We start from the raw sequence: 25,005 nt of genomic DNA on the forward strand, positions 1-25,005 counted from the left end.
TTCAAGTCCTGGCTTTAAGCAGGTTTCCGGCAGAGTCATTTTTGTTCTGTACGGCATCGCTCACCTATTTTTTGGTCGCGCTTTGCGCAAAATAAAGAGTTCGCTACGGCGAAAACAAGCACCAGTATCGGGAGAATTATGATGAAAAAGGCAGAAAATCCATTGTTTATTAACACCGTATGTTTAGGTGGAACGACTGATGACAAACTGCGTGCTGCGCATGACGCCGGTTTTCAACAGGTTGAGCTTTGGAGACAAGACGTTGAAGCCAGCGGGGGAGATACCGCAGGTATTAAAACGCTATTGCAGAAGTTGCCCGTCGGATTGACTGATTATCAGGTGCTGCTGGATTTTGACGGAGCGCCTGACAGCATCCGCGAAGATAAACGCCACGAGGCGCTGCGGATGTTGGATACCGCGGTTGCTCTCGGTGCGACCCTATTACTTACACCGGCCTGCACGCATAAAGAGTGCGTCGGTGAGCGTATTGAAGAAGATTTACGCTGGCTGGCTCGTCAGGCGGGTCAACGGGGTTTGCGCATTGCCTATGAAGGTATGGCCTGGAGTACCAAAATCAACAATACCGCCGATGCCTGGAAAATGGTTCAGCGCGTTAATGAACCTAATCTTGGGCTGGTCGTTGATGCCTTCCACATTTTTGTTCGTCAACGCACGGTAGCGGATTTACACGGTATTCCGATGGATAAAATCTTTTTGGTCCAGCTTTCTGACCTCTCCGAGCAGCCAGATCCTGAAAACCTTATCGACACCGCCCGCCATCGTCGACTGCTGCCGGGGCAGGGCAAGTTCCCGATTCATACTCTTATCGAGTATCTGCAAGAACAGGGTTACACCGGTCCTTTAGGTCTGGAAGTGTTTAGCGATGTCTTGAAAGCGCAAGATCCAGCCAGCGTAGCGCGTCAGGCCATGAAAGCGTTGCAAGAAACCTGTTTTGGTAAAACTCATCAGTTTTCAAACTAACGTAGAGCGCTTTCATTTCTGAGGAGAGACAAGATGTCTGAGCTACCTAGTTCTATCAATCTGGAGACTCCGGCCGCGAAAGCGGCCCCTCAAACCAATAAACCCGCCTACAATTCGACTATTCCAGCCAGGCGAACGCTGGTATTGGTTGGTCTGGTTTTAGTGTCGCTTAACCTGCGCGCCGCCGTCACGTCACTTAGCGCCATCTATGGTTTTATCGAGCACGATATTTCCGGGTTTAACGCGAATATCCTCGGTGTGTTGCCGCTGTTGTCGTTTGCGGTGTTTGGTTCGCTTACCGCCTCTGTGTCTCGCCGACTGGGCTATGAAGGCGCGCTGTTGCTCTCCATGCTGCTGGTCTGCGCCGGTATCGGGCTGCGAACCTTCACCGCTAGCTTCCCAGTTTTTGTGGCTTGCAGTATTTTGGCGCTGGCCGGAATGGGCTTCGGAAATGTGCTGGTTCAACCTACCATCAAGAAATATTTTCCCGACAGCGTAGGCGGTCTGACGGCAACTTATGCGGTCATGATTGCGGTATCGGCCGGTCTGCCGTCGGCGATTGCGGTGCCTATTTCTCAGTCCGACGGCTGGCGTGCCAACGTGGCGCTATGGTCTCTGACCGCATTGATCGCGGCGCTGCCTTGGGTATTACAGACTATCCGTACCCATCACCAGAGCGATGCGACGGTGGCAAAACCGCAGCAGAAAGCGCAATCCGCTGTTAAACACATTGCGGTGTGGAAATGGCCAGTTGCCTGGTCGATGGTTATCCTCTTTGGTGTCAGCATGATGAGTATGTACGCCATGCTCAATTGGTTGCCTACCTATCTCATTCAGAATGGGATCAGCGCAGCTAACGCGGGCGACATGCTGTTTGTATATAACATCGTCGGGATCGCGCACTCCATTCTGGTGCCAATTTATCTCGGGAGGATGAAAAAACCGTACATTGTGGTGGCAATCGGCGGCGTCATGCAGATTGTGGGATATATGGGCTTCCTGTATATGCCGGGTGAATCCTGGGTTTGGGCCGTCGTTGCGGCACCTGGCCTGATGACTATCCCTGCCACCTTCCAGCTGATTAACCTGCGCACGCGCAGCGTTCAAGGAGCTGCGTCGTTGTCTTCTTTCACCCAGGGTATCGGATACGTATTTGCTGCCGCAGGGCCTTTCTTCTTCGGACAACTGCACCGTTTCACCGCGGGCTGGCATGCCTCATTCTGGTTCTTGACCGTGATGGCTATCATCATGATGTTGGCCGGAGGCGCTGCAGTCCGCAACAAGTACCTCGAAGACGCGCAAAGCTGAATCCTTATCTAAGAATACTTAACCTCGATTTTAGTCAAAACCATCACTAGCCTTATGTCTTGAGGACGTTATTTTATGAAACGCCGGGAATTTATGAAATCAGGCGCAGCGCTGATTGCGGGAGCTTTTGTCCTTAAAAATGCCTCAGCGGCCATTTCTCACTCTGACAGCCTGACACCGTCAGGCGCCATTGCAGTCCCCAAGGGAGGGAACAAGCGCATGATTAAATTATTAAAGGTGAAAGGAATCTCTATCGGTGAGGGTGCACCAAAGCTGATTGTGCCGACAACGGCCACTCAGGAATCTGAAGTGTTGGACTCCGTACGACAGTTGGCCGCGGTGAAAGAGATTGATGTGGTTGAATTTCGCCTCGACTATCTGGACAACGCGCTAGACAAAATTGCCGTGGCTAAAATGACGCGTCAGGTTGCTGAACTCTTACCCAACAAAGTGATGTTAGTGACCTTCAGGACTGAGGCCGAGGGCGGTGCGAAGGCCATCAGCGACGCAGCGTATGGCAGTCTTTATCTGGAAATCCTCAACAACGGCAAAGCCGATCTGCTGGACGTAGAGATGTTCCGCAGTGAAGCGGTGGTAAGCAAGGTTGTGGCACAGGCACATCAACAAGGTGTCGCGATAGTGATGTCTAGCCATGATTTCAAGAAAACGCCGCCGAAGGAAGAACTCATTCGCCGTCTCCGTCACCAGCAGGCGCTGGGGGCCGACATCCTTAAAATAGCCACCATGCCTCATGACTCGGGAGACGTATTAAGTCTGATGAATGCGACCTGGGAAATGCACAGCCAGTATGCCGAAAGGCCGCTGCTGACAATGTCGATGAAAGGCATAGGCGTGGTGTCTCGCTTGTCCGGTGAATTAACCGGTTCAGCCTTGACCTTCGGCATGGTCGGTAAACCTTCAGCACCCGGCCAAATTGATGCCAGCCATTTACATCAGGTACTTGACGTTATTCATCAGGCCAGTCAACCGGTATAAATAAGCGGAATACCCTCGTCTTTTAGAAACTATTTAGAAAAATCTTGTGTATTATTTTATCAGAGGCAGGCTCTTTATTATTTTTATCATCTATTTGCAGTGGTTGAAAAATAAAGAGCCATTTTAATGCTTTATTTTTTAGAAAATACTTTCCTATTAACTTTAAAATAAAAAAATCCCCTTACTCTCGGCGAGATAAGGGGCTGCCAATTGGCCAACACCAGGGAATCTTCATGTTTATTGCTGTACTTAAGTATAGGTATTATTGGGTCATAAACCAGACCTTTTTATAGAATAGGATAAAGTGCTACAAATTTGAGCGAAATGTGAGATTGAGCGTACAGGGTCTATTCCTTCTATTTCCCCCACAGCAGATACCTTACTGAGACAACAATTTTTAATGTTAAGTAAATGATTTTAATGGATATGAGTATAATTGTGAGTGTTACCATCGTACAATCCTCCGTCCGACGTTAAATTAACTTAGCTTTAAACGCGGACTAATTGAAAAATTTCTAATATATTAATAATATTTTTATTCCAAAAATTAATGACTCTGCTACTTATTCTGCTTTCTTCTTAAATAATATTACCTGTGCTTTAGTGTAGGTAACATAAGAATATTGATTTTCGTATAGAGAGAAGTGGCTACCGTACACAGAAAGTTCTTGGATGGAGGGGCTGGATTTTTCAAATTTTTCAACGCTGCTTGAGATACGCCTTATCTATTAATTTCAATCATTCACTCGATTTATTGAATAAACGCTATTACGTTATTTTATCGCGTAACTCTCTGTATTTTAATAGACCCATAAATTTAGTTATTGATTGGGTGAATTAATTTTATTAAGTAATATTGAATGGAGAATAATGGGTTTTATTTATAGATAATTCTCTAATACTCAGATATTATTTTTCGCGATGGATTAACCCATACCATGGAAAGGGAGTGGAAATGATTAACTTTATTGATGTTGGCTATAATAATCTTACAAAAGAAAAATCTCAGGAGATGTATTCATTAAGAAAGAAAGTGTTCAAAGACAGACTGGATTGGGAGGTGCTGTGCAATGAAAACATGGAGTTCGATGAATATGATAATTCTGATACAACCTATTTGTTTGGTATATATAAAGGTAGAGTGATATGCAGTTTGCGTATTATAGAAATAGCGAATCCTAATATGATTACGGGAACTTTTTCATCTTGTTTTAATATGGAAAATATTCCCAAAGGCAATTATGTTGAATCAAGCCGCTTCTTTGTCGATAAAGAAAGAGTAACTACGTTGGGCTGTGAACAGAACTCCATTACTTTAATGCTTATTCTTTCTTTGATTAATTATTGTTTAAAGTCTAGTTATGAAGGCATTTTAACCATTGTTAGCCATGCGATGTATATTATTCTAAAACGCTCCGGGTTACATCTAAGCGTCGTCGAACAAGGATTTTCAGAGAGTCAGGATAAAATATACTTACTATTAGTCTCTGTCGATGACAGAAATCAGGATGTACTAAACATGAAGATCCATAAAGGGGTTTTATCACCTGAAAATTATTTAAAAAAATGGCCATTCGATATACCCTTTCAACTCAAGCAGGTTTAATCAATTTCATTTCAGTGCTCAATCGTATAGCCTGTTTTGCGTTGATAACGCCTAGCTTTTTTACCGCATTACCCATATGAAATTTAACGGTGGTTAATTTAATGCCAAGAATGAGAGTTATTTCTTTATAAGTTTTCCCCATGCTGGACCAGTAAAGTACATCATTTTCGCGCTTTGAAAATAACTCTTCATTTTTTTTATTGTTTTTTAATGTTACAGCGTTAATGTCTCGATAAAGAGTGGTCAATTTGTCGTGAGCCAAGATAAGAAGCATTTGCAGTTTGTCTTTATCTCTTTCAATATCCTCTTTAATGATAATTTCGTTTTCTTTATCAATTAGGATTGAAAGTGTGGCTAAGTTATTTAAATTATCATGAAGAACGAAGGTGTAGCCGTTTATAATTTCGTATTTTTTCCCGATCGAAAATACTTTAGATAATTTCAAATTTGCGTTAATCATAATATTGTCATTCCAGGGGAATGGCAATATGGTATTGAGTGAAGTAATAACGACGGGATCAATATACTGATAATCATTACTCTTATAGATACTGGTCCATTCATCTGGGTAATTCGAGATTGCAAAAAAATCTGAGGGATTTCTTTTGTTCATGACGGCATAAGTAAATTTCATTTCAGTATAGGTTGAAAATTTTCTTTTTAAAAAATATTCAACTGTTTCATTGATAATGTCGTTGTTATATATAGAGTTAGTCACAATGCTCATTGTGAATGATACCTTTAGTGAAATAATCAATTAGGTGATTATAGTCCACTGGTTAATATTATAATAGTCATAAAAAAATTAAACGAAAGAGATCCCTCTTCATACAAAACATTTATTTTTTATAAATTTTTTATTTATTCTGTGTCATGTCTTCTTCATTTTTGTCTTTTTGATAAGAACGGGTGCTTTAATTTTTTTATAACCTTTAGCTGTAATTTTATTTCATTAGTTCCTAAAAAATCGCTCGGTGAGTGAGTTCCGGTTCTCTGTGGTTTTTTTAATCACCTCGTCTCAACGTTAAGCTAAAAATAAATTGTGATATTCATCACGTTTTGGTGATAAATACTGACCTAAAAAAAGTGATTTAGATCACAAATAATGAGGTCATGTGCACTTTTTTTGACCTTTGTTCTTTAGTTACAAGGCTTTTATGTGATGTGGGTCACTAAAATGAGGGGTGGTGAGGGGGGGGGCTCGTGATCGTAATCACGCCCTTGGGCCTCTCTACGCGTGGTCATAATGACGTGCTAGAGTTCGCCTTGCAGACAGCAATTCGACGGAATCCCATAGCTTGGTTTTGGGGAAAATACCGTCCCAATAATTATCACGTATAGCGCGCTCTTATTGTTAGCGCGTATCAATAGGGGTGTATTTTATGTTTTCACCAGACGTTAAGGTCAAAGTTCAAAACTTTGGCCGCTTCCTGAGTAACATGGTAATGCCCAACATCGGCGCATTTATAGCCTGGGGTATTATTACCGCACTGTTTATCCCAACCGGCTGGATCCCGAACGCGACGCTTGCCAAGTTAGTCGCCCCAATGATCACCTATCTTCTGCCGTTGCTGATTGGCTTCACCGGTGGACGTCTGGTCGGCGGCGATCGCGGTGGCGTGGTGGGTGCTATCACCACGATGGGTGTGATTGTGGGGGCGGATATGCCCATGTTCCTCGGCGCGATGATTGCTGGTCCGCTGGGCGGGTGGTGCATCAAGCGCTTTGACCGCTGGGTAGACGGTAAAATCAAAAGCGGCTTCGAGATGCTGGTGAACAACTTCTCTGCCGGTATCATCGGTATGCTGTTGGCCGTGCTTTCGTTCCTGGCGATTGGTCCATTGGTTGAGGCATTGTCCAAACTGCTGGCTGCGGGCGTGCATATCATGGTTATCCATAACCTGCTGCCGCTGGCCTCGATCTTCGTGGAACCCGCTAAAATTCTGTTCCTGAACAATGCCATCAACCACGGTATTTTCTCCCCGTTGGGCATACAGCAGGCCACCGTCGCGGGTAAATCTATTTTCTTCCTGATTGAAGCCAACCCGGGTCCGGGCATGGGCGTGCTGATTGCTTACATGGTGTTTGGTCGCGGTAGCGCCAAGCAGTCTGCGGGCGGTGCGGCAATCATCCACTTCCTGGGGGGGATTCACGAAATCTATTTCCCATACGTGCTGATGAATCCGCGCCTGCTGCTGGCGGTAATTCTCGGGGGTATGACCGGCGTGTTCACGCTGACCGTGCTGAACGGGGGGCTGGTTTCTCCTGCATCTCCGGGCTCTATCATTGCCGTATTGGCGATGACGCCAAAAGGCACTTACTTCGCTAACATTACCGCTATCGTGCTGGCTTTCCTGGTTTCGTTTATCGTTTCTTCAATCCTGCTCAAAAGCTCGAAAGTGAAAGATGAAGACGATCTGGAGGCCGCGACACGCCGCGTTCAGGATATGAAAGCGCAGTCCAAAGGCCAGGTTTCGGCGGGTACTTCCGCCGCAGCAACCGGTGTGGCGGGTGACTTGTCTACCGTGCGTAAAATCATCGTAGCCTGCGACGCCGGTATGGGTTCAAGCGCGATGGGCGCAGGCGTGCTGCGTAAAAAAGTACAGGATGCCGGGCTGAGCAATATCTCTGTGACCAATACAGCGATAAACAACCTGCCGGATGACGTCGATTTGGTCATTACCCATCGTGACCTCACCGAGCGTGCGATGCGTCAGGTTCCTCATGCGCAGCATATTTCTCTGACCAACTTCCTCGACAGCGGTCTGTATACTGACCTGGTTGCTCGTCTGGTAGACGTCAACAAGGCGACCGAATATAAAGAGCGCGTTAACACCACCCTGAGTGACAGTCTGGTGAGCGAAGCGGATAATACCAACCTGTTCCGCATTAGCCCGGAAAATATTTTCCTCGGACTGACCGCGAGCAACAAGGAACAAGCTATCCGCTTTGCCGGTGAGCAACTGGTGAAAGGTGGCTACGTGCAAGAAGAGTACATCGAGGCGATGCTGGCCCGTGAGCAGCTGACCTCAACCTATCTTGGCGAGTCTATCGCGGTTCCTCACGGCACTATCGAAGCGAAAGACCGCGTGCTGAAAACCGGTATCGTGTTCTGCCAGTATCCGCAGGGCATTCGCTGGGGTGAGGATGAAGACGACTCGGCGCGTTTGGTTATCGGTATTGCGGCTCGTAACAATGAGCACATTAACGTGATTACCAAACTGACTAACGCACTGGACGAGGACGGCGTTATCGACCGTCTGGCAAACACCACCAGCGTTGAAGAAGTGCTTAATATCCTGCGCGGTTAAACGCAGTTCCTCAATAACCTCAGGGTTATCGAGCTTTAAAATTTGAGAACGTGACTAACCGGGTCTGCCAATATCCAGCGTAGGGATAGCAGACCCGGTTGTTGATTCGAAGCCCAGAGCTTCCTGGTTCTTGTCACCGTTTTAGGGAGTCATCATGAAAGCTTTACATTTTGGAGCAGGCAATATTGGCCGTGGTTTTATCGGCAAACTGCTTGCGGACGCACAGGTCGAGCTCACGTTTGCCGACGTCCATCCTGTTTTGCTCGATGCGCTGAAAAGCCGTAAAGGCTATAACGTCAACGTGGTTGGCGAGCAGGCCACCGTTGAGACCGTCAGCAATGTAAATGCCGTGAACAGCGCCGGTCAGGAGGCCATCGACCTGATTGCTCAGGTTGATTTAGTGACCACCGCCGTTGGGCCAACCATTCTTGAAAAAATCGCCTCTAACGTGGCGAAAGGCTTGATTCTGCGTCACCAGCAGGGCAATGAAAGCCCGCTGAACATTATTGCCTGTGAAAATATGGTGCGCGGCACCAGCCAGTTTAAACAGCACGTCTTCAACGCATTGCCAGAAGATGAAAAAGCCTGGGTTGAAGCTCACGTCGGTTTCGTAGATTCCGCCGTTGACCGCATCGTCCCTCCGGCAGCCGCAGGCTCTTCCGACCCGCTCGAAGTGACGGTTGAAACCTTCAGCGAATGGATTGTCGATGAGACCCAGTTCAAGGGGCCGCTGCCAGACATTAAAGGGATGGAGCTGACCGACAACCTGATGGCCTTCGTCGAGCGTAAACTCTTCACGCTTAACACCGGCCACGCGATCACCGCCTACCTGGGTCAGCAGGCCGGCCATGCGACCATCCGTGATGCCATTCTCGACTCTACAGTGCGTGATGTGGTGAAAGGCGCGATGGAAGAGAGCGGCGCAGTGTTGATCAAACGCTACGGTTTTGACGCAGAAAAGCACGCGGCTTACATCAAGAAAATTCTTTCTCGCTTTGAAAACCCTTACCTACAGGACGACGTCGAGCGCGTTGGTCGTCAGCCTCTGCGCAAACTTAGCGCGGGCGATCGTTTAATCAAGCCGCTGCTGGGCACTCAGGAATATGGCCTGCCGCACGCCAATCTGATTATCGGCATTGCCGCTGCTATGCGCTATCGCAGCGAACAAGACCCGCAGGCGCTGGAACTGGTTGAACTGCTTGACACACTGGGACCCAAAGCCACATTGGCACAAATTTCTGGCCTGCCGGCTGAGAGCGACGTGGTGGCTGAGGCCGTCAGCGCCTATGAGAAAATGCATTAAGGGAGCATTGAATCTTTCTAAACCCCCAAGTTACTGGAGCGGATTCAGCCACTGAAGGGTATCCCAACACCAGGTGAAGAAAGAGGTGTCGGGCGTAAATCGCCCGACCTGCCTCAATCAGGGAAGACGCCGTGGGCGTTGAAAGACTCACTTAACATCGTGATAGCGACCATGGAAAAAGCACAGGCGTTCGAGAACCGGGTATTGGAAAAGCTGAATGCGGGCAAAACCGTGCGCACTTTTCTGATGACAGCGGTAGAGCTGTTGGCTGAAGCACTGGATATTCTGGTGGTTCAGGTCTTTCGCAAAGATGACTATGCGGTGAAATATGCCGTAGAGCCTTTACTTTCCGGCAGCGGGCCGCTGGGAGATTTGTCAGTGCGCCTTAAGCTGGTTTATGCGCTTGGCGTAATCAGTCGCAACGAATATGAAGATGCCGAGCTGCTTATGGCTCTGCGTGAAGAACTCAACTACGACGGCAACGAATACCGTTTTACCGATGACGAAATTCTTGGTCCCTTTGGCGAGCTGCACTGCGTCGCCTCTCTGCCTCCGGCACCTACGTTCCTGAAGCCCGGCGAGGCCGACGAGTCGATGATAGCGATGCAGCGTCAGCGTTATCAGCAGATTGTTCGCTCAACCATGGTCCTTTCGCTCACCGGGCTGATTGCCCATATCAGCAATCAGCAGCCCTCCCGCCTTTCGCCGGTTAAGCGTTAATTAAGCCTTTTTGCGCCAGAATTTCCGCACGGCAAGCACTAAAACCAGCGAGATTGCCATCGACGTAAAATAGATTTTCGAAGAAGGGAAGTCGTTAACGGAAATCGCCACATCGCTGCTGACGGAATTCTGGAAACGATGCGTTTCCATCGTGACGAAGAGATAAAGGAAAAGGGCATTAAGGATCAGCAGCACAACCTGGAAAATACTCTCTTTTTTGAAACACAGCGGTTTTATCATGCCCAAAAAATAATGGGACAAAAGAAAGTAGGCGGCATACTCAACGGCTATCGTCACAGGGAGTAAAATAAACGCGGTGGCGTCGGTTATCATAGCGGGATGGTTTCCGAGATATTGGGCGACTAATATATCCAACGATAAATAGCCGAATAATGCGAAAAGAAACCCAAACCCAATCAGAAAATATGCCTTTACCATTTTTATCTCGTCACGCTTTGTCAGGTTACAAATCATAACCTGACAATAATCCCTTTATAAAGCTTTAATAAAATTCAGCGCATTCAATGAATAAAAGCGTTTTTTAGCTCATCGAACAGTAACCACAGCGCCGTCAACGCCATTAACCCTGCCATCAGCGTATTAAACGCCTTAAGTTTCCATTCAACCTGTAACGCCAGACGTAGCCTGTCGCCCATCAGCGCCCAGATCAACACGCAGGGCAAATTGAGTATTGCAAAACCTATACTGTTCGCCAGCGTGTGATGCAGCATATTGCCTCCTGGCGGTGTAAACAGGATGGCCACGTTGGTTGCCATCAGCCAGGCTTTTGGATTAATTATCTGAAAAAGCGCGCCGTTTATCAGGCGCATTGGGCGATCTTCGGCCCTGTTCTGCGGCGTAGATGAGCGAAAAATCTTCCAGGATAGCCAGAAAAGATAGGCACAGCCGATCACCGCCATTGGCAGGCGGATTACCGTCATCCAGCTCAATATAACGGCCAGCAAAGACGTCAGTACCGCGCACTGTAGCGCGCAGCCCAGCGTAATACCGAACGTCATCGGCAGCGTTTTACGCAGTCCGAAGTTTACGCCAGACGAGGCGAGCAGCAGATTATTAGGGCCCGGTGTAATAGACATCACGGTCACGTAACTCATAAAAGCAGTATCCAGCATCGGGCGTTCCTTATGTTAATGCGCTCTGCGGCGGTAGAACCAATGAGTGATTAGCATAGGACGTTAAATGCGCTGGTTACAGAACCAGATATCAGCTATTGTTATGGTTACAGTGGGTTAAAATATGAACTGTATCCATCTATTTGACGGGAACTGACACCATGGCCGAATTCATGCCCGCAACTCTGCTCTCTGTCGCCACCGACGAGGCGGCGGGAGAGACCCGATATCACCAGCTCGCCGACCAAATGGCCGAAGCCATTCGCCGCGGTACGCTCCTGCCCGGCAGCCGACTGCCTTCGGTGAGGCGCTGCTCTCAGATGCATCAGGTCAGCATTAACACGGTGGTTGCCGCCTATCGCCGTCTGGAAGACCGAGGGCTTATCGAGGCGCGTCCGCAGTCGGGATTTTATGTTAGCAGCGCGCTGCCGGTGCTCGAAAGCCGGATAGAAGAGCATTCTCCCGCCGCCGAACCGGCCGATGAAGTGCTGGCGCTGATCGATAAAGTATTCGCTGCGCAGACTAACCCCGAATACACCAACATTTCTTTGGCCTGCCCGCAGACCAGTGATTTTTATCCTGGCGGAAAACTGGGACGCATTATGTCATCGCTGCTGCGTCGCCAACCAAAAATAATCAGCCAATATGCGCTGCCGCCGGGAAGTCTGCATTTGCGCCAGCAGGTTGCCCGTCGCGCGATGGCGCTCGGCATGATCCTCGAACCGAACGATATCACCCTGACCCACGGCTGCATGGAGGCGCTTCAGCTCGCACTCCGCGTCACTACCCAGCCTGGCGATAGCGTCGGGCTGGAAACACCGACCTATTTTTTCCTGCTGCCGCTGCTGGCCAGTTTGGGATTGAAGGCGGTAGAAATTCCGACCGATCCGCAGGATGGATTGTCTCTCGACGCGCTGGAGCTGATGCTGAGCGAGAAGCGGCTTAATGCGGTGATTGCTATGCCGACTGCGCAAAATCCGATGGGTTTCACCATGCCGTTGGCTGCCAAAAAACGTCTGGCACGCCTGATGAATGACTATCAGGTGCCGCTGATTGAAGACGGGCTTTACGCCGAAATTCAGTTCGGCGCAACGCTCTCTCCGGCGGTGAAATCGTTTGATAAAAACGGCTGGGTGCTTTTTTGCACCAGCTTTACCAAAACGCTGGCGCCTGATTTTCGTATTGGCTGGATAGCCGGCGGACGCTTTGGCGAAAAACTGCGTCAGCTCAAGGCGGTGTCTTCTATGTCTGAGTCGGTGTTGCTGTCGGAAACGTTGGCGGTATTTTTAGAGTCTGGCGGTTTTGACCATCATCTTAGAAGCTTGAGAAGGCGCTATGCCGCACAAATCGATGAGGCGAAATCACTGATTATGCGTTATTTCCCACAGGGCACGCGGGCGACACAGCCGAAAGGTGGGTTCGTTTTTTGGGTTGATTTACCCCCCGCCGTTGATACGGTGAAGCTTTTTGACCTCCTGCTGATGGAGAAAATCTGCCTCACGCCCGGCACACTGTACTCACCGAGTGGGCGCTATCGCAACGCGCTGCGTTTGTCATGCTGTTATCCGTTTGATGCGCGCTATACCGACGCGCTGGCACGGGTAGGGCGGCGAGCCTGTGAGATAAGTGGATTACCGCCCGGCATCGTTACACAGGCTGCTGAATAGACAACTTCCTGTTACACTAGAGGTTGAATTCAATTTTTAGTCGTCCTGCCCCGCAATCTCGCGGCGCCTGATGGCATACGGGTTAGCGAAATGATCGAAAAAGAAAAAGCAGAGATTAAACGTCTGAGCGATATGCTCGATGCACTGAATCACAAAGATGCGACCGTTATTCAGCAAGGCGTGACCGAGTTGATCGACCAGCACATGAAAGAAAAAGAGAAGCTGGCGGCTGAAATCGAGCGTCTGCGTAGCGTTAAAGAGGTCAAGCTGAGCGCCGAAGCGCAGAAGCTGGCACAACTGCCGTTCCGTCGTGAAATCACCAAGAAAGAGCAGGCCGATATGGGCACGCTGAAGAAAGCCGTTCGCGGTATCGTGGTGGTTCACCCGATGACGGCGTTGGGCCGTGAGATGGGTTTGAAAACAGTGACAGGCTTCGCTAAAAAAGAGTTTTGATATTCGACCTTTTTAAGCTTAAAAAAAACCGACGAAGCAAGCTTCGTCGGTTTTTTTATGGCTTTTTTCCGGATTCTAAAACCCGGAAAAGAAGGCTTATTTAGCGGCTGCGAAGTTCTCAGCGGCTACGTCCCAGTTAACCACATCCCAGAATGCTTTGATGTAGTCAGGGCGTTTGTTCTGATATTTCAGATAGTAAGCGTGTTCCCAAACGTCCAGACCCACGATTGGAGTACCTGATGCGCCAGAGATTGCTTCGCCTAACAGTGGGCTGTCCTGGTTAGCAGTAGAAACTACAGCCAGTTTGCCGTCTTTCTTAACCAGCCAAGCCCAGCCAGAACCGAAACGGGTTGCTGCAGCTTTCTCAAAGGCTTCTTTGAAAGCGTCAACGCTGCCGAAGTCACGTTCGATAGCGGCTTTCAGTTCGCCCTGCAGGGTGGTGCCCTTTTTCAGGCCTTTCCAGAAGAAGCTGTGGTTAGCGTGGCCGCCTGCGTTGTTACGCAGAACCGTTTTCTTGTCAGCCGGTACTTTATCAAAGTTCAGCAGCAGCTCTTCAACCGGCAGCTTTGCCAGTTCTGGCAGGCTTTCCAACGCTGCGTTAGCGTTGTTTACATAAGTCTGGTGGTGTTTAGTGTGATGGATTTCCATCGTTTCTTTGTCGAAATGCGGCTCAAGTGCGTCGTACGCGTAAGGCAGGGATGGTAGTGAATAACTCATGTTCATCAGCTCCATTTTTGTTGGGCAGTGCAGAGTAGTATGAGCACCGCGTAATCAGTGGGATCATTATAGTTAATAAATTGATATTGAAAATGATTATCTATGCTCCGCACTTTGTGTGGGTATTACACAGCCCGCGTTATCCGTGGCTTAGAGCAAGATTATCTAACTAACAGGGAAATTAGTCTAAGACCAGGCCGTTAACCTAACAGCAATAAGGTGGCACATTAACCCTGCTGCTTGTAATGCTATCAATCGACGGCTGCTTTACTACACAACCAGTCGCTGCGGATGGCTATATACCGTGGCGCGCCCCGGTTTACTGAAGCCTACCAGCGTAAGATTACAGCGCTCGGCGACGTCTACCGCCAGCGAGGTCGCGGCCGACACGGCGAACAAAATTTCAATGCCGCACATCGCGGTCTTTTGCACCATTTCATAACTTGCACGGCTCGACACCAACGCCGCACCGCACTGCCAAGAGGTTTCACGCGCCTTGATGCCCAACATTTTATCCAGCGCAACGTGACGGCCTACGTCCTCACAGCCGCCGAGCAGTTCACCCTCTGGGGTTATCCAGGCTGCGGCGTGGGTGCAGCCGGTCAACTGGCCAACGGGTTGTATCAAATTTAGCTGCGCCAGTGCAGTGTCCAGATTGCTGAGCGAAAAAGTCTGCGTAAACGGCAGCGGCGCCAGCGGACGGAACAGGTCATCAAGTTGCTCGATGCCGCAAACGCCACAGCCGGTTCTGCCCGCCATCGCCCGGCGTCGTTCTTTGAGTCCAGAAAAACGGCGGCTCGACAGCTCTATATTGACCTCAATACCATGACAGTTTCGTGTCACGTCGATGCCATAAATATCACGCGCTGAATCAATAATCCCTTCCGAGAGAGAGAAACCCACGGCAAAGGCTTCGAGATCTTTCGGCGATGCCATCATCACTACGTGTGAAATACCGTTATAAACCAGCGCAACCGGAACCTCTTCAGCCAGCCAGTCGGGCTGACTATCGGCCAGATTGCGACGTTGAATCACCTGACGCTGCTGCACGCCAACCTGAGTTTCCGCTACTGATGAGGCCTGTTTGGTGAGGTTATTCAAGGTAATTTCCGATAGATTTATGAAGGATTCCGACTACGCATTAGGGTAGTCCTAACGGCTGAAAAATTGAATCTCAATCTGTGCCTATTGCTGGTAAAAAGCGGCCCGGCTGCTAATTTTATAAAAGATGGATGGCTATTTTTCGGCTTTCCCCGAACTTGAATAAGGAGGGTTTAATGAAGTTGATCGGCAGCTATACCAGTCCTTATGTGCGTAAAATTTCGGTGATGCTGATTGAGAAAGGTATTTCGTTTGAGTTTGTAAACGATCCTCCGACCAGTGCAGGCAGTAAGGTGACGAATTTCAATCCTTTAGGGAAAGTTCCCGCGCTGGTGACCGAGGAAGGTGAGGTGTTTTATGACTCACCCATTATCGTGCAATACATCGAGCTGCTTGGCGCTTCACCGACTTTACTGCCCCCGGAGCCTTTAGAGGCGCTGAGGGTGAAACAAATCGAGGCGCTGGCCGACGGGGTGACCGATGCCGCGGTGGCGTTAGTATTGGAAAACCGGCGTGAGGCGGCGCAGCGTAGCGAAGAGTGGATTATTCGCCAGCGTGGCAAGATACTGCGTGGGTTGGATCAGTTGGAAAAATACGCCAGTCAGCGTCATCTCTTAAATGGGGAAAGTCTCAACGTCGCTGATATCAGCGTTGCCTGCATGCTCGGATACCTCAATTTTCGGCGCATTGCGCCCGGCTGGTGCGTTGAGCGCCCAACGCTCATCAAGCTGGTCGAGCGGCTGTTTCAGCGCGAGAGTTTTGCCAGAACCACCCCGCCTTGAATGTCTTCCTTCCCCCACGCGTTGAAGTGGGGGAAGGCCGGACTCATCACTGCTTAGACCGCAGCGCCGTTAACCACCGGGCGGCGTTTACGGATGAATACCGCCACCAGTGAAAGCCACAGCAGGCCGCTTATCAGGTTGAAGATATTAAATAATCCGCTGCCACCGCTGAGGTAGGCCACTTTCGCCAACTCAATGCCTAAGGTGAAGACCATCATACTGATCATCCCCATGGCTGCAGAAACCGTGCCTTTGCTCATGTCGCTCGAGAACAGCGTCAGGCGATATAAACCGGCGTTAGCGATGCCGATACCGAAGGCATAAAGGCTTAGCCCGGCGGTCATCCACAGGTAGGCATGGCCGGATAAAAACGTCACAATCGCCGCGATAAACAGGCCGGCAACCATCGGGACGGCACCCAGCTTGATAAGCTGCTCAACGCTGCGTTTGCCGGTCAGCTTCGCGAGCGTGATATTGCCAATAATCAGTGCGCCAAAGACGGGAACCTGAAGCACGCCATACTCAAGCGCGGACAGCCCCTCACCGCTGATAAGGATCACCGGAGACTGCGCAATCCACGCCAGTAAAGGCAGGCTGGCAAAGCCAATCGCCAGTGCGCCACACAGGAAAGGACGGTTTTTCAGCACGATTTTGTAATCGTGCAGCAGGCCTTTTACCGACAGTTTCTCGCCAATGCGTGATGCGGTTTCGGGCATTGCCTTGTGCAGGCCCCAAAACGCGATACTCGCCAGCACGGCAAAAATCACGAACATCAGCTGCCAGGGCGCATATTGAATCATCGCCGCTCCGGCCAGGGGGCCAAGCAGCGGGGCGGCGAGTGCCACATTCGCCATCAGCGCAGTAATGCGAATACAGACCGACTCTTCAAAAGACTCCTGAATCGTGGCGTAGCCAACCGCGCCGATAAAGCACAGGCTTATCCCCTGGAAGAAGCGGATAACCATAAATTGTTCTATGGTTTGGGCAAACAAGATAGCCAGACAGCTCAGCACAAAGAATCCGACTCCGGCCAGCATCACCGGACGACGCCCACGGCGGTCTGACAGTGGCCCAAGCAGCCATTGCAGGAACATGCCGCCTGCGAGGTAGGCGGTCATTGAGGTCGGCACCCAGTCTTCGCTGGCATTGAAGTTAGCCACAACGGCCAGCATGCCGGGCTGAATCATATCGTTGGCGATATAAGTCGCAAACTCAAACAGTACCAGGCACAGAGGAAAAAGCAGTGCCTGCCGACCCAAGAGGGACGCAGTATTCGGAGTGTTATGCATAATAAGTTCACAAAAAGGGTGCTAATTTACTGATTATTAGCAGCAAAAAGGGACGTTCCGGGCGGAATAGCGCAAGCGGAGTCAGTAATTGCGGACATTCTGCCGATTATTTGAGCAAATGGCAACGATCTTTCCGCCGATTAGCACAATCTGAGAGTGATTGTTTAGTGCTATAGATAATAAATAGTCGATTAAGCTGCCATAAACAGGCATAAAGTTAAAAATAATTAAGGAAAGAGCCTGAGATGAGCCAAAAAATAGTCTGGATTGATAATCTCCGTGCACTGGCCTGTGTCATGGTGGTGATTATTCACGCTACCAGCTTTCAAGTCGTTAATTTCAGCGCAATCGATACCCCCGCCTGGTGGTTTGCCAATGCACTAGACTCCCTGTCTCGCGCGTCGGTGCCGATATTTTTCATGATTTCTGGTGCGCTGTTCTGGGGCGAGAAGAGCGCAAAGCCACGCCATTTTTTACGCATCGGTCTTTGCCTGCTTTTTTATAGCGCGGTGTCGTTACTCTACATCCTGATTATGACAAAAATAGGTTTTTGGCCCTCATTCGCTCATATCCTGCAGAAGCCGGTGTTTTTTCATCTTTGGTTTTTCTACGCAATAGGGCTGATATACCTGCTTTCGCCCTTTATTCAGGTCAAAAAGGTGCCCTTGCCTATGCTGTTGATTACCGCGGTTGTGGCCGGTGTGCTGGCTAATCCTCAGCTACCTGCATTTAATCTGGGCGGTTTTCACCTGCTTCCGCTGAATCTCTATATCACCGGCGATGCCTTTTATTATCTGCTGTATGCGCTTTTGGGACGCGCACTGGCGACGCTGGAAATGGATAAGCGTTGGCAGGGTTGGGTGGCAGGAGGCATGTTTCTGGCAAGCTGCGCCTTGATTGCCCTTGGCACGCAGGCGCAGTCGACCCATAACCAAAATTTTGCTGAGACTTACTATGTCTATTGCGGTCCACTGGTGTTTATCGCGGCGTTGTCGCTGTTTGTCTGGGGCAAGCAGGTGCTGGCAACGGTGTCGTCGTCGGTGATGGCGATGATTTCACGCCACTCACTGGCCATTTATGGTTTTCACGCGCTGGTCATTATCTGCCTACGCGGCAAGCATCTTGATTTTCCACAGTTCCCGCTGCTCAACATGCTTTATCTTTTCGCCTGTGGTTTGGGCGGTGGCCTGCTGCTGGGGTTGTTGTTGCAACGCGTCGACGGCCGACGCTGGGTAAGCTGAACCTAACTCTGCTGCCAGCGCTGCAGGGCGCGACGAAGCTGCCGTCCTGAAGAAAATCCGGCGGCGAGCGCGGCCTTTTCCAGCCCAAACCCCTGCTGCATGCGCTGTCTGGCGACCGCGATGCGCAGCTGTTCGTGGTAGTCTCGCACGCTAATGCCCAGATATTGGCGGAACAGTCGGGTGAGGTGCCTGCTGCTAATATGCGCCTTTGCCGCAATGTCCTCTACCTGCCAGGCAGATTCCGGATCTGCAGAAATTACGTTTTGTGCCCGATGAATCGCTGGATGCAGATGGTTGCGGTGCTGTAGCCAGGGTGAAAGCTGCGGGTCTTCACCGCCGCGGCGAAAATAGACCACCATCTCACGGGCGACGTCCAACGCGGCCTGTGGCCCGTGATGACGGGTGATGAGATACAGCGCCAGATCGATGCCTGCGGTGATACCTGCACTGGTTAATATGCTGCGATCTTCAACAAAAATGCGATTATCTTTCACTAATGCGGCGGGAACCTGCTGACGAAGTCGAGGGATAACCTCATGATGCGAGGTACATTGATATCCGTCGAGCAAGCCAGCCATACCCGCCAGTAAACTCCCTGAACAGATGCAGACCAGCTGCAATCTCGCGCCTTCAATCGCGGTTTTTTGGGTCTTTAACCAGTCACGAACGGCCTGTGCGGGGGGCGTATCAAACTGTGTCTGCGAGTTGCTGACGCCGGGAACGACGAGGATGCTGCCATCCGGCATATCGTCTGGCAGGGGTTTCAGGCGACTCACCACCAGCCCGGTGGTGAGTTCAACCTCTTGCAGTGGGCTAATGTAATGCAGTCTGAACTGGCCGCTCAGGCGCAGGGTTTCTGCCGGACCGGTAAGGTCCAGCGCCAATGCGCCGTGCAGTGTCACAAAGAAAACATCGCGCTGCATATCACTCCAGATTAATCGTTAACTGCTGTTGCAAATAGGCGGCGACGTCCGGCTGCTTCTGCAGCAACGTTGCGACAAACGCATCGCGCTCAAAGGCCATGACTTGCATATCCCAGACGCAGAACGATTCGTTTAACGCCTCGCGCCATTGGCCGTTTTCGGTCACCCAAATTTTCATTCGTAGCTCGTTTTCGTTGTCCCACCAACCGACCACCAGATAATCCATGGTTTTACCGCGATGTTCCAGCATCCAGCCCACGCCCGGACGATCGGCGGTGGTGGCCTGCGGCGGAAGCCAGCTGGCGACGCGGGTGTAGGCGCGTTCAAAAATGTCGGCGGGTGAGGTTGTCCCTGCAAACTTAATGGCGTAGCGCTTGAGCTGCCAGCCTTCATGATGCCAGACGGGCAGCGGCGCAATGCGACGGCCGAGATAGGGTTTCGGCTGCCAACTGGCGTCGGAAGAGGTCGTCACGGTCGACTCTGCACGATTATCAAGCTCGTTTAACGCACCGTCAACGTTGGTCACGTGAGCAAAACGGTCGGTTAGCACCAGTTCGGTACGGAGCTTAATCTCATCGCTGCTCAGCGTCAGGCCTGAAGAATGCGTCATCGGGAAGGTCAGCGTGGCCTCAGTCACGAAGGTCACGTCAAACCCCAGATCCGAGGCGACGCGCGCGGTGGTCTCGCAGCACTGCTCGGTGCGCATTCCACTGATAACAAGATGATTTATCTGACGATCGCGCAGCCAGACATCCAGGCCCGACTCGGTAAGCGCATTGTGCACGTGTTTATAGATGCGCACTTCAGGCTCATGACTGAGGAAAGACATTGGTGTGACGAATCCAGACTCGAGGGCGAAAGGTCCCTGACTGACGTGAAAAATATCAACCAACGGCACGTTGCGGCTCTGACAGCCATCAATGAGACGCGTAAGCGCCTGCCTGAAGGCGGGGAAATCTTCCTGTTGCCAGAAATCTTTTTGTTCGAAAGAACGCTGTACGTCGACGATCAGTAATGCACTGTGAGACATTTTCGGCCCTCCTCTTTTCGGTATAACGCCATATTGCGCGCTGTTCGAAAGGTGAGGAAGGCCAAAAACGGACATGAGGGTGTCTGTGCGGGACGTTAGAACACCAGCTGCACTTTCGCGGCCTTGGTTTTATCAGCTGCAAACTCGAGTGCGGTGGTCAGCTCGTCCTGCGGATACTCGCCCGACAGCAGCGGCATAGGATCGATAACCTTGTTTGCCAGCCATTCGACGGCAGTCACGAACTCTTCGGTAAAGCGGAAGCTGCCGACCCATTTAATCTCTTTGGCTATCAGCATCATCATTGGGAAATCAGGGATGGCGCCGCCCATGCCCACTTGCACCAGCGTACCCTTGGCGCGCGTCACTTCCAGACAGCGGCGAATAGAGGAGTGATGGCCAGAGGCATCGAATGAAATATCAAAATAGCCTTTCTGCTCCAGGTAAGGCGAGAAGTCACCGCTCGCGGCATGCAGCGTTTTGGTGGCACCCATCGCGGTGACAATTTCCAGACAACGCTCACTGAGGTCGGTGCAGACCACTTCGGCAGCACCTTTGGCCTTGGCGGCCGCCGCGATAAGGCTACCTATCGGACCCACGCCTGAGACGAATACCGTCTTACCCTTTACGTCACCGGCCTGATTTACCGCGTGAATAGCCACAGCCAGTGGCTCGGCAAATACCATCAGCCTGTCGCTCACGCTGTTGTCATAGGGAATACACTGGGCATTGTCGACGATTTTATACTGCGTGAAGGCGCCGTTGATGTGTGGGAAATACATCGCGCTGCCGAAGAACTTCATTGTTGTGCACTGATTTTCTTCACCGGCCAGGCAGTATTTACAGGTTTTGCACGGCTTACTCGGATTAAGTGCGACTTTTTGGCCCGGCTTGAGTGCTGCGCTGTCTGATTGCTCAACGACACCGACCACTTCATGGCCAAGCACCATCGCTTCGCGGACTTTAAAATCGCCCACGGCACCGTGTTCATAGTAATGCAGGTCTGAGCCGCAAATCCCGCCTCTCGTGACTTTGACCAGCGTACCGACCCCCTGATAATCCAGCTGCTGATTAACGACGGCGACGTCTTTTTTCCCGGTGACTACGCAAGATTTCGTTTCGATCTTCATGTGATTATTGCTCTTTATCTGGCTAATTATTGAATCAGTAAAGAGACTTTACGGGGGGTAAAATGTGATCACCGTCACTAAAATGCGTGTTACCTAATCCTGTTACTCATAACATGAAGGGCCTCAACTTTTTGAGGCCCTGATTAAAATTTAAGAACGCGGATTACTGATTTTTTCCTGATTTTTTTCAGGCAGGCTGAGGATACCGTGGGTCAGTACCCCTCCTATTAGACCCCAGAAGGCGGAGCCAACGCCAAACAGTTGAATACCTGATGCAGTAATGAGGAAGGTCACGATGGCCGCGTCGCGCTGCTTTTCTTCTGTTAATGCGCGATAGAGGCTGCCAGAAATGGTGCCAAGCAGCGCCAGACCGGCGACAGTATGAATCAGCGGCGCAGGCAGCGCGGTGAACAGCGTACCGATTGAACCGCCCATTACGCCAGCCAGCAGATAAAACACGCCGGCGGCAACGGCGGCGGTATAGCGCTTGTTGGGGTCGGGATGCACGTCTTTGCCCATGCAGATGGCCGCCGTAATGGCCGCAATACCAATAGAGTAGACACCGAACGGGGCAAGAATCAGCGCCAGCAGCGCGGTAACGGTAATCAGCGGCGAGACCGGTACTTTAAACCCAGAGGCATGCAGGGTGGCGATGCCGGGCGCGTTTTGAGAGGCCATCGAGACCACGAAAAACGGCAGACCGATGCCAACCAGCTTCTCCCAGGAGAAATGCGGCATGATAAATTCAGGCGCGGCGAAGTGTACTGCCTGACCGTGGAAGGCGATATCCCCCTGCCAGGCGGCGATCGCTAACCCAACGCACAGCGAAAGAATAACCGAGTAGCGGGCTATCAGGCGTCGTGCAATCAGATACGTCAGGCACATGCCGCCCGCCAGCAGCAGGTTGGTCTGTAGGGAAACAAAGGCATCGAGCCCAAATCGCAGCAAGATACCCGCCAGCATCGCGGCCGAGAGCGCCTGCGGTATATAGCGCATCATTTTGGCGAATAAACCGGTGACGCCGCTCAGTAAAATCAGGCCGCTGGCAAAAACAAATACACCGATCGCGTCATTGAGCGACGTGCCGGGTAAGCTGGTGACCAGCAGCGCCGCGCCCGGTGTCGACCAGGCGGTGACAATCGGCGTACGGTAATACAGTGAGAGCGCGATGCCGGTAACGCCCATGCCGAAACCGAGCATGGTAAACCAGCTGCCTATTTGCGCGAGATTGGCTCCTGCGGCCTCGGCGGCCTGAAAAACAATCGCCGCTGAGCTGGTATAACCCACCAGTACGGCGACAAATCCGGCGATCACGGCGGAAAATGACCAATCTTGCAGACGATTTTTAAATAACATTCTCGACAGACCTTGTGTTTGCTGGCTGTGCTCTTGAGCCGGATTAGCGATAGCGTCTTATTTTTAGTCCGTTATAGAGCATTATTTGTGTGAGAATATCAATGGGCAGTCGAGTGATTTAAAATAAATATGCTATTTTATTCATATTTGGTGAATTTAAATTCACTCTGGTGGCGTTAATCTGAATAAGGAAAAGAGATGAGCACTATCGATAAACCGATCATTCGTCCACTGGTCCCTGCCGACAGAGAGCAATGGGAAGCGCTATGGCGCGAATATCTGGATTTTTACCAGAGTACCCTCAATCAAGACGTTTTTGAGCGCACGTTTACACGGCTTTCCGAAGAAAGCTATGAGGCGATGTTTGGCTATGTCGCTGAGCATGAAGGAAAGTTGGTAGGAATAGCCAACTGCATCAATCATGACCACGGCTGGTCGCTCGAGCAGGTGACCTATTTGCAGGATCTCTACGTCTCACCGGCCGCGCGTAAGATGGGCGTCGGACAGGCACTCATTGAGGCGGTCTATGACTATGCCGATCGCAACAATAAAGCCAACGTCTATTGGACCACGCAGAGTGCTAACCACACCGCCAGAAAATTGTATGACCGCGTGGGCGTATTGACCGACTTTATTAAATATTGCCGCTAATCGACGCTTTTAATCGGGGTGATATAGCAGGTGCTTAATTCACTCACTTCGTCTTCCTGCTGACTAATCTCGTAGCCTTTGTCGTTAAGAATAACGGCGCTGTAGGGCACGCGATTCACCTGATTCAACACTGATTCCTGATAACTTTTCATAATATTGGCCTTGGCAATCGCCTGATTTGGCTGGTCGAGGCCGGTTACCTGAATAAAGGTGTCCCTAAATTCGTTAGAGAAAGAGGTTTTCTCCAGACGGCTCACAATCAAGGCGTGGATGTTGACCGTCACGTCGTTGCCGAGCAGATAAATCAGCACCGTTTGATAGACCAGTTCGTCGTGGGATTTCTGTACTAAAAAGCCGTTTTCAATCACCTTCATTGGCTGTTCATTGGGATAGATAATATCGCTCAGGCATAACGTTCTGTCGCCAATCTGCATATGGCTGAATTTTTCTTTTATTTCTTTCGCCGACGATGCCAATGACGGCGTCGAATACAGCGCGGGAAGCAGCAATACCCATACCAGAGCAAATCTCTTCATCGAGCCTCCTGCCGGGAAATTATTGAGTTAACTCATAGTCATTGCTTACAGATTAGGCTATGTTTCAGAGATCAGAACAGGGAATAAACGAGAATTCGCTATCAGGGGGTAAAATGAGTGAACCGAAGTTAACGCTATATTCCGATGCTAATTATTATAGTCCGTATGTGATGTCTGCATTCGTCGCATTGACAGAAAAAGGCATCCCGTTTGAGATTGAAACGGTAGATTTGGCGCAGGCAGAAAATCTAAAAGAAAATTATTCGGCGATTTCGACGACACGCCGTGTACCGACCCTGTCGAACGGCAATTTTCAGCTGTCCGAGTCTTCGGCAATTGACGAGTATATTGAAGAGCTGTTTCCGGCACCGACTTTCCCGGCTATTTACCCTGAAAACCAGGAAGATCGCGCCAAAGCACGTGAAATTCAGGCCTGGCTGCTCAGCGATCTGATGCCTATCCGCGAAGAGCGTTCAACCGAGATTGTTTTTGGTGGCCAGCATCGTCCACCGTTAACGCCTGCGGGTGAAGTGGCGGCGGCGAAGCTGTATGACGCTGCGCTGCGCCTGCTGGGTGAGCGTAATAATCTGTTTGGTGAATGGTGTATTGCCGATACTGACCTGGCATTGATGCTGAATCGTCTGTATTTGAACGGCGATAAAGTGCCTGAAAAGCTGGTCGATTACGTTCAGCGCCAGTGGGATCGAGATTCTGTAAAAGAGTGGCTTGCTCTGTCTGCGCGATAATGGAAAGGTAGCCCGATGCTTTCGGGCT

Annotated in this window: 24 protein-coding genes; 13 read left to right on the forward strand and 11 right to left on the reverse strand. The window is 50.3% G+C overall.

The window, feature by feature from the left end:
• The first annotated feature begins 141 nt into the window (after window positions 1-141).
• From O1V65_RS19095 to O1V65_RS19110, 4 genes are all read left to right on the forward strand, one after another.
• Window positions 142-981: a sugar phosphate isomerase/epimerase family protein gene (locus O1V65_RS19095; RefSeq protein WP_017493499.1), complete on the forward strand. Its 840-nt coding sequence runs from the start codon at window positions 142-144 to the stop codon at window positions 979-981.
• 33 nt (window positions 982-1,014) lie between these two features.
• Window positions 1,015-2,289, forward strand: coding sequence for an MFS transporter (locus tag O1V65_RS19100; RefSeq protein ID WP_269129945.1), 1,275 nt, complete (start codon window positions 1,015-1,017; stop codon window positions 2,287-2,289).
• A 219-nt stretch (window positions 2,290-2,508) separates the two neighbouring features.
• On the forward strand, window positions 2,509-3,285 hold the full coding sequence (aroD, locus tag O1V65_RS19105; protein WP_225741543.1) for a type I 3-dehydroquinate dehydratase: 777 nt from the start codon (window positions 2,509-2,511) through the stop codon (window positions 3,283-3,285).
• A 955-nt stretch (window positions 3,286-4,240) separates the two neighbouring features.
• The gene (locus O1V65_RS19110) at window positions 4,241-4,891 is read left to right on the forward strand and encodes an acyl-homoserine-lactone synthase (protein ID WP_165429890.1); all 651 of its coding nucleotides are present in this window, start codon (window positions 4,241-4,243) and stop codon (window positions 4,889-4,891) included.
• On the opposite strand, the gene O1V65_RS19115 is transcribed toward O1V65_RS19110, so the two are convergent.
• Window positions 4,878-5,618: a helix-turn-helix transcriptional regulator gene (locus tag O1V65_RS19115; protein WP_165429891.1), complete on the reverse strand. Its 741-nt coding sequence runs from the start codon at window positions 5,616-5,618 to the stop codon at window positions 4,878-4,880. The genes O1V65_RS19110 and O1V65_RS19115 overlap by 14 nt on opposite strands.
• Window positions 5,619-6,273: 655 nt before the next feature.
• Between O1V65_RS19115 and O1V65_RS19120 the strand changes: the two genes are divergently transcribed.
• The 3 genes from O1V65_RS19120 to O1V65_RS19130 all read left to right on the forward strand — a co-directional run bounded on the left by O1V65_RS19120 (window position 6,274) and on the right by O1V65_RS19130 (window position 10,225).
• Window positions 6,274-8,202, forward strand: coding sequence for a PTS mannitol transporter subunit IICBA (locus tag O1V65_RS19120; protein ID WP_017494176.1), 1,929 nt, complete (start codon window positions 6,274-6,276; stop codon window positions 8,200-8,202).
• 154 nt (window positions 8,203-8,356) lie between these two features.
• Window positions 8,357-9,505 carry a mannitol-1-phosphate 5-dehydrogenase gene (locus O1V65_RS19125; protein ID WP_192504258.1) on the forward strand — a complete coding sequence of 383 codons (1,149 nt, stop codon included), beginning with the start codon at window positions 8,357-8,359 and terminating at the stop codon, window positions 9,503-9,505.
• Between the two features lie 171 nt (window positions 9,506-9,676).
• The gene (locus tag O1V65_RS19130) at window positions 9,677-10,225 is read left to right on the forward strand and encodes an MltR family transcriptional regulator (RefSeq protein ID WP_038328484.1); all 549 of its coding nucleotides are present in this window, start codon (window positions 9,677-9,679) and stop codon (window positions 10,223-10,225) included.
• On the opposite strand, the gene O1V65_RS19135 is transcribed toward O1V65_RS19130, so the two are convergent.
• Both O1V65_RS19135 and O1V65_RS19140 read right to left on the reverse strand, forming a co-directional pair.
• Window positions 10,226-10,558 (reverse strand): hypothetical protein, encoded by a 333-nt coding sequence (locus O1V65_RS19135; protein ID WP_225741542.1) that lies wholly within the window; start codon window positions 10,556-10,558, stop codon window positions 10,226-10,228.
• 188 nt (window positions 10,559-10,746) lie between these two features.
• Window positions 10,747-11,358: a LysE family translocator gene (locus tag O1V65_RS19140; RefSeq protein ID WP_017494180.1), complete on the reverse strand. Its 612-nt coding sequence runs from the start codon at window positions 11,356-11,358 to the stop codon at window positions 10,747-10,749.
• Between the two features lie 161 nt (window positions 11,359-11,519).
• Here O1V65_RS19140 and O1V65_RS19145 point away from each other — a divergent pair, with 161 nt between their 5' ends.
• Window positions 11,520-13,025 carry an aminotransferase-like domain-containing protein gene (locus tag O1V65_RS19145; protein WP_017494181.1) on the forward strand — a complete coding sequence of 502 codons (1,506 nt, stop codon included), beginning with the start codon at window positions 11,520-11,522 and terminating at the stop codon, window positions 13,023-13,025.
• Window positions 13,026-13,115: 90 nt separating this feature from the next.
• Complete coding sequence (locus O1V65_RS19150; RefSeq protein ID WP_084912974.1) at window positions 13,116-13,478, forward strand: YibL family ribosome-associated protein; 363 nt, start codon at window positions 13,116-13,118, stop codon at window positions 13,476-13,478.
• A gap of 96 nt (window positions 13,479-13,574) precedes the next feature.
• Here O1V65_RS19150 and sodA read toward each other — a convergent pair whose 3' ends face one another.
• Both sodA and fdhD read right to left on the reverse strand, forming a co-directional pair.
• Window positions 13,575-14,201 (reverse strand): superoxide dismutase [Mn], encoded by a 627-nt coding sequence (sodA, locus tag O1V65_RS19155; RefSeq protein WP_273636401.1) that lies wholly within the window; start codon window positions 14,199-14,201, stop codon window positions 13,575-13,577.
• Window positions 14,202-14,465: 264 nt separating this feature from the next.
• The gene (gene fdhD / locus O1V65_RS19160) at window positions 14,466-15,296 is read right to left on the reverse strand and encodes a formate dehydrogenase accessory sulfurtransferase FdhD (RefSeq protein ID WP_227955972.1); all 831 of its coding nucleotides are present in this window, start codon (window positions 15,294-15,296) and stop codon (window positions 14,466-14,468) included.
• A 176-nt stretch (window positions 15,297-15,472) separates the two neighbouring features.
• On the opposite strand from fdhD, the gene O1V65_RS19165 reads away from it, so the two are divergent.
• The gene (locus O1V65_RS19165; protein ID WP_017493897.1) at window positions 15,473-16,078 is read left to right on the forward strand and encodes a glutathione S-transferase; all 606 of its coding nucleotides are present in this window, start codon (window positions 15,473-15,475) and stop codon (window positions 16,076-16,078) included.
• 53 nt (window positions 16,079-16,131) lie between these two features.
• On the opposite strand, the gene O1V65_RS19170 is transcribed toward O1V65_RS19165, so the two are convergent.
• The gene (locus tag O1V65_RS19170; RefSeq protein ID WP_026110796.1) at window positions 16,132-17,367 is read right to left on the reverse strand and encodes an MFS transporter; all 1,236 of its coding nucleotides are present in this window, start codon (window positions 17,365-17,367) and stop codon (window positions 16,132-16,134) included.
• Between the two features lie 245 nt (window positions 17,368-17,612).
• On the opposite strand from O1V65_RS19170, the gene O1V65_RS19175 reads away from it, so the two are divergent.
• Window positions 17,613-18,608 (forward strand): acyltransferase, encoded by a 996-nt coding sequence (locus tag O1V65_RS19175; protein ID WP_084912971.1) that lies wholly within the window; start codon window positions 17,613-17,615, stop codon window positions 18,606-18,608.
• 2 nt (window positions 18,609-18,610) lie between these two features.
• Here the strand turns inward: O1V65_RS19175 and O1V65_RS19180 are convergent, their stop codons facing one another.
• From O1V65_RS19180 to O1V65_RS19195, 4 genes are all read right to left on the reverse strand, one after another.
• Window positions 18,611-19,531 (reverse strand): GlxA family transcriptional regulator, encoded by a 921-nt coding sequence (locus tag O1V65_RS19180; RefSeq protein WP_269129947.1) that lies wholly within the window; start codon window positions 19,529-19,531, stop codon window positions 18,611-18,613.
• Window position 19,532: 1 nt separating this feature from the next.
• Window positions 19,533-20,561, reverse strand: a complete 1,029-nt coding sequence (locus tag O1V65_RS19185) for an isochorismatase family protein (protein WP_269129948.1) — start codon at window positions 20,559-20,561, stop codon at window positions 19,533-19,535.
• A 95-nt stretch (window positions 20,562-20,656) separates the two neighbouring features.
• Window positions 20,657-21,688 carry an L-idonate 5-dehydrogenase gene (idnD, locus tag O1V65_RS19190; RefSeq protein WP_017493902.1) on the reverse strand — a complete coding sequence of 344 codons (1,032 nt, stop codon included), beginning with the start codon at window positions 21,686-21,688 and terminating at the stop codon, window positions 20,657-20,659.
• Window positions 21,689-21,838: 150 nt separating this feature from the next.
• Window positions 21,839-23,044, reverse strand: coding sequence for a benzoate/H(+) symporter BenE family transporter (locus O1V65_RS19195; RefSeq protein WP_017493903.1), 1,206 nt, complete (start codon window positions 23,042-23,044; stop codon window positions 21,839-21,841).
• Between the two features lie 198 nt (window positions 23,045-23,242).
• Between O1V65_RS19195 and O1V65_RS19200 the strand changes: the two genes are divergently transcribed.
• Complete coding sequence (locus O1V65_RS19200; RefSeq protein WP_192504253.1) at window positions 23,243-23,695, forward strand: GNAT family N-acetyltransferase; 453 nt, start codon at window positions 23,243-23,245, stop codon at window positions 23,693-23,695.
• Here the strand turns inward: O1V65_RS19200 and O1V65_RS19205 are convergent.
• The gene (locus O1V65_RS19205; protein WP_017493905.1) at window positions 23,692-24,231 is read right to left on the reverse strand and encodes a hypothetical protein; all 540 of its coding nucleotides are present in this window, start codon (window positions 24,229-24,231) and stop codon (window positions 23,692-23,694) included. The two genes, O1V65_RS19200 and O1V65_RS19205, sit on opposite strands and share 4 nt — an antisense overlap.
• A 113-nt stretch (window positions 24,232-24,344) precedes the next feature.
• Here O1V65_RS19205 and yfcF point away from each other — a divergent pair, with 113 nt between their 5' ends.
• Window positions 24,345-24,977 (forward strand): glutathione transferase, encoded by a 633-nt coding sequence (yfcF, locus tag O1V65_RS19210; RefSeq protein WP_269129949.1) that lies wholly within the window; start codon window positions 24,345-24,347, stop codon window positions 24,975-24,977.
• Window positions 24,978-25,005 lie beyond the last annotated feature (28 nt).

The organism is Rouxiella badensis, from assembly GCF_026967515.2.
In the GTDB taxonomy this organism is placed as follows: Bacteria; Pseudomonadota; Gammaproteobacteria; order Enterobacterales; family Enterobacteriaceae; genus Rouxiella; species Rouxiella badensis.